This window comes from Desmonostoc vinosum, assembly GCF_059505385.1.
The window spans coordinates 17,878-32,951 of record NZ_JCACKM010000076.1; the positions used below are offsets into that span (position 1 = coordinate 17,878).

Annotated in this window: 11 protein-coding genes and 1 CRISPR repeat array; of the genes, 6 read left to right on the top strand and 5 right to left on the bottom strand. The window is 40.8% G+C overall.

What is annotated here, in order from left to right; translation table 11 throughout:
* The first annotated feature begins 201 nt into the window (after window positions 1-201).
* From AC5JMF_RS13325 to AC5JMF_RS13335, 3 genes are all read left to right on the top strand, one after another.
* Complete coding sequence (locus AC5JMF_RS13325) at window positions 202-966, top strand: DeoR/GlpR family DNA-binding transcription regulator (RefSeq protein ID WP_495796200.1); 765 nt, start codon at window positions 202-204, stop codon at window positions 964-966.
* Between the two features lie 259 nt (window positions 967-1,225).
* On the top strand, window positions 1,226-1,936 hold the full coding sequence (locus AC5JMF_RS13330) for an MBL fold metallo-hydrolase (protein ID WP_495796201.1): 711 nt from the start codon (window positions 1,226-1,228) through the stop codon (window positions 1,934-1,936).
* Between the two features lie 489 nt (window positions 1,937-2,425).
* Window positions 2,426-3,967, top strand: a complete 1,542-nt coding sequence (locus AC5JMF_RS13335) for a S8 family peptidase (RefSeq protein WP_495796202.1) — start codon at window positions 2,426-2,428, stop codon at window positions 3,965-3,967.
* A gap of 201 nt (window positions 3,968-4,168) precedes the next feature.
* Here the strand turns inward: AC5JMF_RS13335 and AC5JMF_RS13340 are convergent, their stop codons facing one another.
* Together AC5JMF_RS13340 and AC5JMF_RS13345 are read right to left on the bottom strand one after the other, a co-directional pair.
* Entirely contained in the window at window positions 4,169-5,665 is a 1,497-nt protein-coding gene (locus AC5JMF_RS13340; RefSeq protein WP_495796203.1) for a beta-barrel domain-containing protein, read from the bottom strand.
* A gap of 323 nt (window positions 5,666-5,988) precedes the next feature.
* Window positions 5,989-6,864: an SDR family oxidoreductase gene (locus AC5JMF_RS13345; protein ID WP_495796204.1), complete on the bottom strand. Its 876-nt coding sequence runs from the start codon at window positions 6,862-6,864 to the stop codon at window positions 5,989-5,991.
* Between the two features lie 284 nt (window positions 6,865-7,148).
* Here AC5JMF_RS13345 and AC5JMF_RS13350 point away from each other — a divergent pair, with 284 nt between their 5' ends.
* Window positions 7,149-7,346, top strand: coding sequence for a hypothetical protein (locus AC5JMF_RS13350; RefSeq protein ID WP_495796205.1), 198 nt, complete (start codon window positions 7,149-7,151; stop codon window positions 7,344-7,346).
* Window positions 7,347-7,371: 25 nt separating this feature from the next.
* On the opposite strand, the gene xth is transcribed toward AC5JMF_RS13350, so the two are convergent.
* Window positions 7,372-8,166, bottom strand: a complete 795-nt coding sequence (gene xth, locus AC5JMF_RS13355; protein WP_495796206.1) for an exodeoxyribonuclease III — start codon at window positions 8,164-8,166, stop codon at window positions 7,372-7,374.
* Window positions 8,167-8,630: 464 nt separating this feature from the next.
* Here xth and AC5JMF_RS13360 point away from each other — a divergent pair, with 464 nt between their 5' ends.
* Together AC5JMF_RS13360 and AC5JMF_RS13365 are read left to right on the top strand one after the other, a co-directional pair.
* Window positions 8,631-9,701, top strand: a complete 1,071-nt coding sequence (locus AC5JMF_RS13360; protein ID WP_495796207.1) for a glycosyltransferase family 4 protein — start codon at window positions 8,631-8,633, stop codon at window positions 9,699-9,701.
* A 53-nt stretch (window positions 9,702-9,754) separates the two neighbouring features.
* Complete coding sequence (locus tag AC5JMF_RS13365) at window positions 9,755-9,940, top strand: hypothetical protein (protein ID WP_495796208.1); 186 nt, start codon at window positions 9,755-9,757, stop codon at window positions 9,938-9,940.
* A gap of 311 nt (window positions 9,941-10,251) precedes the next feature.
* On the opposite strand, the gene AC5JMF_RS13370 is transcribed toward AC5JMF_RS13365, so the two are convergent.
* Both AC5JMF_RS13370 and AC5JMF_RS13375 read right to left on the bottom strand, forming a co-directional pair.
* On the bottom strand, window positions 10,252-10,689 hold the full coding sequence (locus AC5JMF_RS13370) for a hypothetical protein (protein WP_495796209.1): 438 nt from the start codon (window positions 10,687-10,689) through the stop codon (window positions 10,252-10,254).
* A complete protein-coding gene (locus tag AC5JMF_RS13375; protein ID WP_495796210.1) occupies window positions 10,670-11,122 on the bottom strand; it encodes a Panacea domain-containing protein in 453 nt (150 codons plus the stop codon). The genes AC5JMF_RS13370 and AC5JMF_RS13375 overlap by 20 nt, the downstream gene beginning before the upstream one ends.
* A gap of 882 nt (window positions 11,123-12,004) precedes the next feature.
* Window positions 12,005-14,967: a CRISPR direct-repeat array (repeat unit 37 nt; unit sequence GTTTTAACCAACCCAAATCCCTATTAGGGATTGAAAC).
* Window positions 14,968-15,074: the final 107 nt, after the last annotated feature.

Consider the following 15,074-nt stretch of genomic DNA (forward strand, 5'->3'; position numbering starts at 1 on the left):
CTCCGTGGGCTGAGCGAAGTCGTTCGCGGAGCGTCTCCGACAGGAGAAGCCCACTCCCCATTTCATACACACGAATGTGCATGAATGTGCTTGAATAAAATTAAAATCGCTGACAAAAATGCAAAAACCTGCGTATTAATGAGTATAAACTCCTAAACAATTAATTTCAAGATCAAACGTGCAATTTCAGGAAAACCAATTATGCTAACCGCAGAGCGCCGACAATACATTTTGGAAATTTTGCGTCGCGATAAAAAGGTGCTTTCATCAGAATTGAGTGATGTTCTCAAGGTTTCTGAGGATACGATTCGTCGGGATCTGCGAGAACTGGCAGAATCTGGTTTATTACAGCGCGTTCATGGAGGGGCGCTGTTGAGTTCTCCAGCAACCGCAAGTTATACTGATCGTCAAAAACAAGCACCAAAAGAAAAAGAAGCGATCGCCCGTGCAGCTGCAAAATTAGTATGTACAGGGCAGGTGGTTATTTTAGATGGAGGCACAACAACCCTGCAAGTAGCTCGTCATTTACCTGCGGACTTGCAAGCAACAGTCATCACAAATAGCCCTCCCATTGCTGTTGCTTTAGCAGATCATCCTCACATTGAAGTTGTCATGTTAGGTGGACAACTCTATAAAAAAGCTTTAGTTAATGTCGGTGCTGCCACAATAGAGTCATTACAAATGATTCGTGCAGATTTGTGCATGTTAGGAGTTTGTAGCCTGCATCCGGAGATGGGAATTAGCGTACCTAACTTAGATGAAGCCCATGTAAAACGAGCAATGATTAATAGGGCGGCCGAGGTAGTTGGGTTGGCAACAGCAGCAAAGTTAGATACTGCTGCTCCCTATGTTGTCGAGTCTATTCACGCGCTGACTTACCTTGTAACTGCCCCAATTGTGTCTGATGAGATGTTAGCTTCTTATAAAATTTTAGGTTTAACGATCATTCGTGATGATTCCGTTTAAATACAGCCAAGGAAAGCGATCGCTCAAAACTTATCAACCCAATCATAGCGATGTCTAACGATGAGCCGCTCCGCGTCTACGCTTTCTCTAAATTCTCTGCATTTAGAATAGTAATTTATCTCATTAAATTTGAGTGGTTAACGGTGATCAGATCCCCGACTTTCCCTTTTACAGGCGAATTTAGCTCAGGAATTACTGAAATTTTCGACGTGAAACTTTATGCTGCTGTTGAAGAAGACTAGCTCAGTGGAAATCTACTATGTTATTTCGTCAACTGTTCGATCAAGAATCAAGTACCTATACTTATTTAATTGGCGATCGCTCAATTAAAGTTGCTATCCTAGTTGATCCAGTATTAGAACAAGTGGAGCGCGATTTGCAACTGTTGCGAGAATTGGGGCTAACTCTGCGCTACTGTTTAGAAACTCATATTCACGCTGACCACATCACAGCCACAGACAGACTCAGAAAACTCACAGGTTGCCTGGGAATTTTACCCCAGAAAGCTGAAGCTACCTGTGCAGACCGCTACGTTGCAGATGGCAATATTTTACACATAGGGGATGTAGAGATGCAAGCGATCGCAACTCCTGGTCATACCGATAGCCATATGGCTTATCTAGTCAACAGTACTCATCTGTTAACTGGGGATGCGCTGTTCATTCGGGGTTGTGGTCGTACCGATTTTCAGAATGGTGATGCAGGGTCACTCTATGATGCCGTCACTCATAAGTTATTCACCTTACCGGATGACACATTGGTGTATCCTGCTCATGATTACCAGGGACAGACAGTATCTACCATTGGCGAAGAAAAGCTTTGGAATCCCCGCTTTGCCGAACACAGCCGTAACCAGTTTATCGAACTCATGAACAACCTTGATTTACCCAATCCCAAAAAGATGATGGAAGCTGTACCAGCAAATCAAAATTGTGGACGAATTCTATTGACATCAGACAGCGAGAATTAAACTCGCCAAAAAAGCAGATAGCATAATTCTCTCATAACTCTCTGCATGAAAATAAAAATTCTTCAATAGATTTAATTCATGGATTAAATCTATCATTAACCTTACTTGCTGGCAATTTGCTATATGCAGAACCCAACAATTAGAATTCATCAAATATCGATCACAAAAGAGTAAAACAAATTATTAAAAACTAGAATTACTGAGTTATTAAATATAGCGTATTTTCATAAACATCTTAGCTAAATCTGCCTCTTCTCAGCCACAAAGCAACGCTGAAGCAACAAATTATTACAGGGATTTTATAAAAGCTATAATGCGACCAATAAATAGATAAGTCATTTTTGTAAGAAATTTAGCATTTTACTGTTGAATTTCGTAGTAATTATTGGCAATGGTGGTAAATTTGCATTCATTCTATAACCTTATTCCAAAGGTTGTAGCAGTTTATGCTGTCAATAAAACATCACTTTATTTGAGGAGAAAATACTTATGTCTCTTGATGATGTTAGTAACAATTTATTTTTGAATAAACAGCTAAACGTTACTCCTATCTCCTCAGTTGATACTTTTAATAATAAAAATGACCTTAGCTTTAGCAGTCGTAGTAGCTTTAGTTCAAAAACAGACGATGCTGACATAAATCTACTCAATAGCAGTGATGTAGAAAATACTAGTAACGCCGCTACATTTAGTACTGAAAACTATAATTCCACCTCTGGTTATGGCTCAATTAATGCCGCTGCCGCAGTGGCTAGCGCTATTGGTCAGAACACTTTTGCTGATGTTCCTAACTTGGATGGTAATAATTGGGGGGTAGATTCCGTTAATGCCCCAGAGGTTTGGGCACAGGGATACACAGGTCAAGGCGTAACTGTTGCTGTTTTAGATACTGGAGTTGACTACAATCACGAGGATTTGAGAAATAACATCTGGACGAATGCCAATGAAATTGCTGGCAACGGCGTAGATGATGATGGTAACGGCTACGTTGACGATAACTATGGTTGGAACTTTTCCAATAGTGACAACAACACTATGGATGGCAACGGTCATGGCACCCATGTTTCTGGCACTATTGCTGGAGAGAATAATGATTATGGTGTAACCGGCGTTGCTTATGGTGCAAAAATCATGCCAGTTAAAGTTTTGAATGACTCTGGTTCTGGTTCTTATGCTGCGATCGCCAATGGTATTTATTACGCTGTAGAAAATGGAGCTAACGTTATTAATCTCAGTTTAGGAGGCAAGTATTCTAATAATACTTTAAAGTCAGCCGTTGAATATGCCAGTAGCAGAGGTGTGATAGTCGTGATGGCTGCTGGCAACGAAGGAGAATCAGTACCAGAATATCCAGCTAGCTATGCAAATCAGTGGGGGCTTGCAGTAGGGGCCACAGACCGCAACGATGACATAGCCGACTTTTCTAACCGAGCTGGGTCAAATCCACTTGCTTATGTTACAGCTCCAGGAGTCAGTGTTTACTCTTCAGTACCAGGTAATCAGTATGCCAAATATACTGGTACATCTATGGCAACTCCCCATGTTGCTGGTGTCGTTGCCCTAATGCTAAGTGCTAACCGTAACTTGACCGATGCTCAAGTGCGAGAGATAGTTACACAGACAGCAGGAAATAATACACAAGTTGCTAATTCTAACTTCAACTTCGATATTAACTATTTCATCAATCAGTTCACTACACAATCGACATCCTCTAGCTTCAATTTTGGCTCTTTAATAGGTCAATTCATGACAAAAATACCAGAAAATATTACTCCAGCAAATATTTCTAGTTTAGATATTAGCTCAACAATTCAAAGTGTCATCTCAACACTTACAAGCAATAACTCATTCCTAAATTTAGACTTAGGCTCACAATTTCGTTACTACGAAAGTACTTTCAGCAACAAAAGTACTGACGGCAACGACGATGATGACACTGACAAACCTAACAATAACCTAGATGTTTATAAAATAATCAATCAACTTGAAACCCAGCTAAAAGAGTATCAGAGATATTTGAGCAGGTTTTGATTGAAAGCACTTTTGGGAGTGGGGACTGAGGACGCAAAGAGCCATAATCAATTTCCAATTCGCCAGTCCCCCAGACGCTCGTTCGCGAATGCGTCTCCCCTTGGGAGAAGACTCGCTCTAAGCGAAGCTATGCCGCAGGCTTTACGCTGCGCTATCGTAACAAAGACCGCCAAGACGGGGGCTAATCTCACCAATTCTCAATCATCTCACTGAAAATGCTTCATTAAATCGTCGCGTTACAGGCTCAGTGATAAATGTCAAGATTGATTTTTTACGAGTGACAATTTCACCTGTGGCAGTCATGCCGGGAGTGAATTCTACTTCTTGACCTCGAACGTTGACCGAATGTTTATTTAACTTGATTCTTGTAGGAAAAACTAAGCCCAATTCTTTATCAACAACTGCATTGGGACTAACTTGAGCAACTTCGCCATCAATAGTGCCAAATTCTTGAAAGGGAAAAGTTGCCATTTTTACTTTTGCTTTCATTCCTTGACGTATAAAGCCAATGTCACGGTTGAGGACTTTGACTTCTAAGAGCATTTGTTCCCCTTCGGGTAAAATTGACAGCAATTCTTCACCCGATTGCACTGGCCCCTTGGTGGCTTTAACTCTGTAAATTGTACCGGCAACAGGGGCCTCAATAGTTTCTAGGTCTTGTTGCTTTCTTGCCTGATTTAATTGACCTTGAACGTTGGTTAGTTCTTCTTGACGCTTGTTTATCTGCGTCAAAATTTCACTTTGGCGTTCTGATGCTACACGCTGGGCTTGATTGCGTGCGCCTTGATAGGCTTGTTGGGCTTGGCGAATTTCTTGCGCTTGGGCAGCGATATCTTTTTCTAGAGATGTAACTTTGTCTTGAGCTTCTGTTATTTTATTGCGGGCGTTGGTCACTTCATCTTGTGCTTTGGTAATGTCTGTAGTTGCACGATTTAATCTTTCTTGCGCTTCTAGGTAATCAACACGAGGGACAGCACCGGGGGTAATGAGGGTGCGTAGGCTTTCCTCTCTTTGTTTAGCGATTTCTAGGTTGCTTTCGATTTTGGTGCGGATATTTTCGGCGTTGGCTAGGTTGGTTTTAGCGTTTTCTAGACTGGTTTTGGCGTTGACTAAGTTTTCTTGCAAACGAGTTAAGCGGACTTTAGCCTGATCGATGAGTGCTTGTTGGCGATTGGCTTCTGCTTCTGCTGCTGCTTGACGTGCTTGGTAGTCTTGTAGGCGCGAACTTAAGAGTTCATCTTGCAGTTTCGTACCAGCAGTTTTACCACCAATGCGTTCTGCATCTAAACGTCGCAAGTCTTCTTGAATTAAGAGAGTGGATTTCGCTAAGCGAGTGACATCGGTTTGTTGCAAACCTGGATCTCGTTGAATTAATACTTGACCTTTGGTGACGCGATCGCCTTCTTGCACGTTAACAGCGACAATAGAACCACCACCCAAAGATGTTACTGGTCTGACTTGAGCAGAAGCAATCAATTCTCCTGGTGCTGTTGCCACTTCATCTACTTGCGAGAAATGGGCCCAGGCGATCGCACCAAATACTATCATACTAACCGTGGCTGCTAGTAACCTAGTATACAATGGCGGTAATTCCTGTACTGCCTTTCCCAACTCATAAGTTAGTTGTTCTTCTGGTTTAGCGAATCGCTGTCTTGTTTGACGTGCTTGGGCAGCATTTGCGGATAGGGAATTTCTCATAGAATTTTGGAATGGGAATGGGGATTGGGGATTGGGGATTGGGGATTGGGGATTGGGGACTGGGGATTGGGTACTGGGGATTGGGGACTGGGGATTGGGGACACGGTGAGACAGCGAGTAAAGGAGGGTTTCCCTCCGCAGGCGACTGCGTTAGCGCAGCGTTAGCGAGCGTCACCCGAAGGGGGACGCGGGGACGCGGGGACACGGGGACGCGGAGAAAATTTCTTGTTCACTCCCTCATCTTTTGGCTAATGAGCAAAGTCAAACGACATCCCCCTCATCCCCTCCCACTCCCTACTCCCCACTCCCTACTCCCCATTCATTCAAACTGCTAAATAGCGCCGCAAAAAATTTTCTAATGTTTCCAATTGAAAGTTGAAAATTGCTTCTAGTTTGGCGATTTCCTCTTTGGTGCAGAAAAATTCATTTGCTAGCAGTGTACGATAAGTTCCTAAGCTCGTTTGTGCTTGGGGATTAAATAAACCTAATGCACCCCGTAACCCATCAATAAATAATAGTGGTGGGTTAATTATTACTGGCTCTTTGTTGAAGATCCGAGCAAAAATCCGAGGAATATCGGCTCGTGATAAAATTTCCGGGCCTCCAACTGATAAGGTCTGGTTATGAGCGCCTTCAAGTGTTACAGAATCAACTACTATCTTTGCTAAGTCATCGGTACTCAAAATTGAGGTACGATTTTTGCGATCGCCGATGAGTAGATACAACCCTGTTTCACGAAACCGTTCTGCTAGTGGCAGTAAGTTTGATGCTAATCCAGCTGGGCGTAAAATAGTGTAATTTAAGCCACTAGCTTGCAAGTAACGCTCTACCGCTCGTTTGGCTTTAAATACGGGCGCATCTTCATACCCCCGGTCGGCTCCCAATACAGAAATAAAAACAAAGTGTTGTACTCCGTTGGCTTTTGCTTGGTCTATCAATTCAATATTGGCGCGATAATCGATTGATAAGGCATCGCTACCAGAACCGTGGGTGCTGATTATATACTGGACGCCTTGACAAGCTTTCTGGATATCTTGTTTTGAGTGTAAATCACCAATGAAGATTTCTGCACCCCGATGTTCTAACTCGCTGTAGCGCGAGGTGAGTCGGACAAATGCCCGCACAGACTGCTCTCGTTGGCGTAAGAGTCGCACAACCCGGCGACCAATTCCTCCCGTTGCTCCAGTTACCAAAAACATATAATTACCGTGAATCAATACTTGTAGCTTAGTCAGGTAAATTGTTGTTGAGGATTGACAGTTGAGTGTTAACCGATTGGTCTTAGTCCATATCTAGCGCACAAAATTCTTAGTTGCGCGATCATCAAGACTTCAAGTTCGGAACGCGTGAACATAAAATAAGATTATCCATTTGCAAAAGTGGTATCGGTGGGTAAAAACTTTTCTAGGGATGATACCCACTGATAAAAACAGTTTAATCTCGAGCATACCAGTGATTAAATTTTATTTATATTTCTACATAAATGCCTAATCCTCAAGGTACACCAGAAAATTTAAAACCATTTAAGTCGGAACGAGAAGAATCGCTAACCGAACGTCTTAACCTGCGTATCACCAAAACTATGAAAGAGGAATTGTCTACCATAGATAACCCTCCTGAGTATTGCCGACAAGCTATCCAAGAGAAGCTAGATAGAGATAAAGGCCAAAATAATTCGTAATTTAGAAATACAAATATCCCATTCCCTATTCCCTATTCCCCAACTCTACAACCACCGGTGCATGGTCGCTGGGTTGGGTTAATTTTCGAGGTGCGACATCGATGATGCAGCTTTTAGCACGCTCATACAGAACAGGTGTGAGATAATGATGGTCAATTCGCCAGCCGAGATTGCGACGAAAGGCGGCGGCGCGATAGTCCCACCAACTGTAGTGTCCACCTTCTTGTGTGAATTTGCGAAAGGCATCAGCAAATCCTAGTGTAATCACATCGCGCAAGGCTTGACGCTCTGGTTCGGATGCCATAATGTGATTTTCGGTAATAACTTTGTCGTGAATATCTCTAGCTTCTAGAGCAATATTGAAGTCGCCACACACACAAATAGCAGGTTGTGATGAGAGGATTGTTTGCAAATATTCTCTTAATACTGTTAACCAGCGCAGCTTATAATCATATTTCTCGCTACCCACTGCACTGCCATTAGGAACGTACAGATTCACAATTTGAATGTCGTCAATGACACCTGTAATCACCCGCTTTTGCTCATTCCATTCGGGTTGTAGATCTGCCAGAATTTCTGAAAACCCCATACTTACATTTGCAAGTGGTTGACGGCTGATTAAGGCTACACCATTGTAAGCTTTCTGTCCTGACAAATAAAGATGATAACCTAATTGCTCAAATGGCGATCGCGGAAACTCAGCATCTACAACTTTGGTTTCTTGCAAACAGAGGACATCAACGGGATTTTGATTTAACCAATCGATAACCTGTTCTAGGCGAGTGCGAATCGAGTTGACATTCCAAGTAGCAATTTTCATTAGCTGGTGATCAGTATTTTAATTGATTATCCTTTAAGAATTATGTAATTTTGCACGTATATTTAATAGTTAAACTTAATTTTTTCGTTTAGTCAAAATGGCTAAACTCATCTTTAATCACTTGATCCCATATCTTAATTTAGTCTTTTTAGCTACAAAGTATGCATTTTTGTAAGTTTCGCTACAAAATTTTTTCTAGTATTATGATCCCCAAGACAGATGCAAATAGTTTCTCATGAACTGTAATTTAGAGATTGGAGTTGCTTGCTGAATGTTACCGATAATCTAAAATTTTTATCGGGGACAGATTAGCATACGGTGCGGTTAACCGATATTGCGCTTTTGGCAATCAGTTAGGTTAATTTAAATTTCAAAGAGCTAAGTACAAATGCTCTCTCCTCATAAAATTAATGAAGTAATTTATTGGCTTGAGGAAAATCTCACCAACTGAACCAAAACAACTTATGAAAATCGCTCAAGTTGCCCCTTTATGGGAAAGAGTTCCACCTCCTAATTATGGAGGAATTGAACTAGTAGTAAGTCGCTTGACTGATGAACTAGTTCGTCGCGGTCATGAGGTAACTTTATTTGCCTCTGGCGATTCTCAAACTCTGGCTCGTTTAGAAGCAGTTTATCCACGTGCATTGCGTTTGGAACCTCATATCCAAGAGTATGCAGCGTATGAAATGCTAGAACTAAGCCAAGTTTATCAACGCGCTGCGGAATTTGATATTATTCATTCCCATGTAGGCATTTCGGCATTAGCTTTAGCGAGCTTGATCACAAAAACACCCACAGTGCATACACTGCACGGCAATTTTACAAAAGACAACCGCAACGTATATATCTATCACCACCAGCAACCATACGTCAGCATTAGTAACGCGCAACGTCAGATTAATCTCAACTATGTTGGCACGGTTTATAACGGGATTAATCCCGAAGATTACAACTTTGTTAGCCAACCACAAGACCAGCCATATTTGGCATTTTTAGGGCGCTTTTCACCCGAAAAAGGCCCTGATCGTGCGATCGCAATTGCTAAGCAAAATGGTTGGCGCTTAAAGATGGCTGGAAAGCTTGATGCAGTAGACTCTGAGTTTTTTGAACAAGAGATTGCCCCTTACATCGATGGTCAACAAATTGAGTATTTAGGCGAAGTTAACCACGCCCAAAAAGTTGAACTTCTGGGTAATGCTGCAATAACTCTCTTCCCCATTAATTGGCAAGAACCTTTTGGCTTAGTGATGACTGAGTCAATGGCAACTGGTACACCAGTAATCGCTATGGGTTTAGGTTCTGTACCAGAAGTAATTGACCATGGGGTCTGTGGATTTGTTTGCCATAGCTATGAGGAAATGGCGGCAATGATTCCATTAGCTTTGAAACTAAATCGTCAAACCTGTCGGGAATATGTAGAAAACAAATTTAGTGTTAACCAAATGGTTAATAGTTATGAAGATATCTACCGACAAATTATTCAAGAGCGCATAAAATCGAATGGACGCATTCACGCCGCTAAAATCCAGTTTTAATTAACAACTTTTTTTACAAATCTTAAACAAGTTTTTTTGAGGAGGACATTGGTATGAGTATGAGAGCCAACACTTGCCCATGTTGCGGTGGTTCCCTCTTACGTCATGTCCGTCATGGTGAACTATATTGGTTTTGCCAGTCGTGCCGACAAGAAGTACCACTATTAACTATCACGCGCCTACCCAACGCAGAAAACCGAAATACAGCAGTGCTGACTCAGCCTACAGTGAAGTCATAGGGCAAAAAAGCATGAGTAGAAAGCTTAATAAAATAACTTTTTTATCTTTTGATAAAAGTCTGTTTTTTTACTTTGCTGTGCTAGAGTTTCCACAATTTTAGACTGTATCTAAAACTCAAGGTCTATTTAGCTTTAACCTATCCATTGGTTTCAACTGGTAAAATCAGTTGAAGCTAGTTGATAGGTTAAAAAATTTGAATGAAAACACGACGAGTCAAGTCGCTACGCTCCAATTCGTAATTATTACCCCACGATTCAAATCGTGGGCTTGAAATAATGATGCTACGCATTTTTATTTCTCTATTAATAAATTAATTTCTAGCAGAGTACAGCCGATGATCTGGGTCTAGCCAAACAATGTAGAAAATCTCTTCAATAAAGAATCCATGAACTCTACCATGTTCATTTGAAGAGAGAGAAAACTGATATGGTGTATCAACTAATTGTTCTTCGTTTAGTAGACCAAATTCGCTTTCGCTAGTATCTGTCCACTTGATGGGATGACATCTGAGGCTACTGCTACGATTTACCAATAATTCTTTAGCTGAAAAACTGGATAAAGCTTTTAATCGATCAAGCAAAGTCAACCAGTAGATTACTTCTTTTTCGCTACAGGAAAACTTGCTGTGATCATCCTGATAATATTTAAACGAAAAGCTGATGCCTTGAGTTGGCTTCAGCTTTGTTAGTTGAATGCTTGATTTACTGGTTTTAGTAACTTCAGTCTTCTTAATCTTTTTCTTCGACACGAGAACCGTAATACTCCTTTATCCACTCCTTTTTAATCACTGCGTTGCAAGGTGCATCAGCTGGTATGTTTCCTCTAGCCAAATTCCAAGGTGCTTCAGCATGAGTCATTTTCTCTAGTTCATAAGCATCACAAGCAAAATACTCTTGTGCAACTTCACCTAGAAACTCTTGAATGTTTTGGGGTAATTTTGGTTTAGCATCTTCTAAAATTGGTTGCCATCCAAAATGCTTATATTTCTGGTACAAATCAGGTATTACAGGGCCATGTATCCACGCTTCAAAATCTTCTGCGAATAAGGGAATGTCATACAACGCCACATACCAAGCTTGAGCATAGTATACAAGTTTTTGCAGTTTGAGATTACTAATAAAAGAACCTGTTTCATTTGCTAACCAAATAAAGTAATCTGCTATCTCAAAACATGACAACACTACAATCACCCCCTTCAACTTGTTACACAATATATCAACTGATTTACAGTATGATTACAGCAATACTAAAGTTTGTAGTTTTATTGTACTACTTTTAGCTGATATCTGTAGATGTCGTAAAACGCCTTATAAAAGAGGATGTACGGGTGATTTAGTGAAAGAAAATGATATTTTTATTTTGAAAAATCCACGAGAATTTCAAATTGAGAATATTTGAATATAATATTGTGTCTGCTTAAAGACCTATTATTAAGACCGCAGGAGGGCAGAGGGAAAGAGAGCAATTAATTTATCACGGTTGGCTTCATCGTGAAAGCTTACTGAGAGGTTGTTTAAAAAGTCTAAATTAATACTACCCCGGCGATTAGAAATCGCGACTATACAGACAAAACCCACCTCCGTGGGTTTCAAGAACTCGATTTTCCGTGTTTTCCAAAGGAGGTGGGCTTCGCTTGTGTAGTAGCGAATTATATTCACCCAAAACTTTTCAAGCATCCTCTGAGGGATAACCGCTCCCATGCTCCCATTAAAGTAAGAAATAAATGTCTAGACTTTTTTAGGGTTTATATAGCAGTTTTACGCTTTCTGCATAGATTACAGAATTACGCCTAATGTGAATTAGTAATTATGGTGTCAACCAGTAGGTGTTTTTCAAACAAAACAAAATTTTGTGCTTGAAAAGCTTATCCTCTCTAGCTTTGAATCCTCTTTGAGGGTTTTAAAGGTTGACACCACCACCCCAAATCCTTACCAGAATTGCTTTTGAGGTTATTTATTATTCTTGCGCTCTTGACAACCAAGCGTCTGAAAAGGTATCTTAGCTACAGGTTGCCACTATTGAACCTTGAAAACCAAATATATCAAGGCTTACAGACCCCAGCGGTTTTAACCAACCCAAATCCCTATTAGGGATTGAAACAAAACGATAAACCAAGTTTACCCCCATATCGAGTTTTAACCAACCCAAATCCCTATTAGGGATTGAAACACCATAGTTTCAAGAAGATAAAAAATCTTCAAGAAGTTTTAACCAACCCAAATCCCTATTAGGGATTGAAACAAACCTTTGATGTGTAGCGCGGAAGAGAATACATCAAGTTTTAACCAACCCAAATCCCTATTAGGGATTGAAACATTACTGGAGATGCTAAATCTCGGTTTCTTCAAGAAAGTTTTAACCAACCCAAATCCCTATTAGGGATTGAAACCGGTTCATTGTCCGTGCTGCCAAGGGATGGTTGCGTTTTAACCAACCCAAATCCCTATTAGGGATTGAAACGCCTACGTACCAGACCTTATCCACCGCCTCAATAGTTTTAACCAACCCAAATCCCTATTAGGGATTGAAACACATTGCCATTATTGGGGCTTCTGGTAGTGGAAAGTTTTAACCAACCCAAATCCCTATTAGGGATTGAAACAGGTTGTAGGTAATCTGCCTAATGTATCCATTTCTAGGCGATCGCAAGTTTTAACCAACCCAAATCCCTATTAGGGATTGAAACAGGTTGTAGGGGGGTGAATCTGGTAGGATTGGACATAGGTTTTAACCAACCCAAATCCCTATTAGGGATTGAAACCTATCAGTAACATCAGTTCCTAACCTTTCTCGAGTTTTAACCAACCCAAATCCCTATTAGGGATTGAAACAAATATTCCTTGGCTTTTAGTGCAATTGCAGTCAGTAAACGTTTTAACCAACCCAAATCCCTATTAGGGATTGAAACTTAAATCTAGATGGCAAGGCCCAAGAAATTAGCCGAAGGTTTTAACCAACCCAAATCCCTATTAGGGATTGAAACTATTTTGATGACTCCCTCCCCCAACACTTCTTCCATGTTTTAACCAACCCAAATCCCTATTAGGGATTGAAACCAAAAACAATTACTAGTGCGATCGCCTTTATCAATGTTTTAACCAACCCAAATCCCTATTAGGGATTGAAACAAAAATAAGAGCTTTGAACTTAGAGTCGATTTGCTGCCACAAGTTTTAACCAACCCAAATCCCTATTAGGGATTGAAACTTGGTTACGCGGCCGTACCCCCAAGCAAGCGAATTTAGAAGTTTTAACCAACCCAAATCCCTATTAGGGATTGAAACTAAAAAATATGTCCGCATCCTCAACTATTTTATTGTTTTAACCAACCCAAATCCCTATTAGGGATTGAAACAAATTCATCGCAAAATCCCCCTTGCCGTTGTACCGTACCGTTTTAACCAACCCAAATCCCTATTAGGGATTGAAACAGTCAAGGCAGTTATTTTGTTCGTAGCTGCGAGCGAGTTTTAACCAACCCAAATCCCTATTAGGGATTGAAACTGATTCACGGTGGCATGGGTGCTGGCAAGTCCGTGCTGGTTTTAACCAACCCAAATCCCTATTAGGGATTGAAACCCAACAATAAAACCTGATTTCAATATTGATAGTAGTTTTAACCAACCCAAATCCCTATTAGGGATTGAAACACGGTGAGACGTGCGATCAACCGCCGTATTACAGCGTTTTAACCAACCCAAATCCCTATTAGGGATTGAAACGGCGAGGTGACAATCGGCGCTGTAGATATTGCTAGTTTTAACCAACCCAAATCCCTATTAGGGATTGAAACGTTCACCATTCCAACAAAGAAGGTGATATTAGGGGGTTTTAACCAACCCAAATCCCTATTAGGGATTGAAACCGAGAAATTAAAAACAAAGCAGCTTTCAAATCAGTTTTAACCAACCCAAATCCCTATTAGGGATTGAAACCGCTCCATCCTGGAGGTGCTTGATATAAAGGCGAAGTTTTAACCAACCCAAATCCCTATTAGGGATTGAAACATACTTGCCGCTAAACTTGGCATTTTCGGGGCCAGTTTTAACCAACCCAAATCCCTATTAGGGATTGAAACTGGGGTGGTATTGGCAACTTAAAGAGAAGGAGTGGCGTTTTAACCAACCCAAATCCCTATTAGGGATTGAAACCTTGAAAAAGTGCGTGAGGAAATGAAAAGGGAAGGCAAGGTTTTAACCAACCCAAATCCCTATTAGGGATTGAAACGTTGAATTTGCTCCGACAATTCAATACTTTCTTGAGAGTTTTAACCAACCCAAATCCCTATTAGGGATTGAAACTCAACTCTTCTTTGATGCGATCGCCTACCGCGTCCGTCCTTAGTTTTAACCAACCCAAATCCCTATTAGGGATTGAAACAGAGTTATTGACCCTGTGGAGTTTTGAATTTCTTAGTTTTAACCAACCCAAATCCCTATTAGGGATTGAAACTATGAATGTGAGGGATTGCCGGGGAACTGGGCAGGAGTTTTAACCAACCCAAATCCCTATTAGGGATTGAAACCAAGAAACTATTACCATCAACATCTGCCACCATATGTTTTAACCAACCCAAATCCCTATTAGGGATTGAAACTTGAGCTTAATGATGAGTTGTGGCAAACTCAGCAAGGTTTTAACCAACCCAAATCCCTATTAGGGATTGAAACAAGCACCTGTATCTATCGGAGCGTTATAAGCAACGTTTTAACCAACCCAAATCCCTATTAGGGATTGAAACCCAAGGAATTCCCAGCGCCCGCGCCTGTACCCCAGTTTTAACCAACCCAAATCCCTATTAGGGATTGAAACCCGATAACGAATTGACGATATCAAGGAAAATATTCAGTTTTAACCAACCCAAATCCCTATTAGGGATTGAAACTTCTTTCATGATTTGCAAGACGCGATCACGCTGGTTTTAACCAACCCAAATCCCTATTAGGGATTGAAACTGAGCTATTTTTAGCTCATTATCAATATCATTTAGTTTTAACCAACCCAAATCCCTATTAGGGATTGAAACTTTAATGTTACTTGTAAGCAATTTCCTAGAATTTTCGTTTTAACCAACCCAAATGTAGTTTTTCACTCTCCCCCCATCTGCCAGAGTTTGCAATGTAGGTAAAAGTA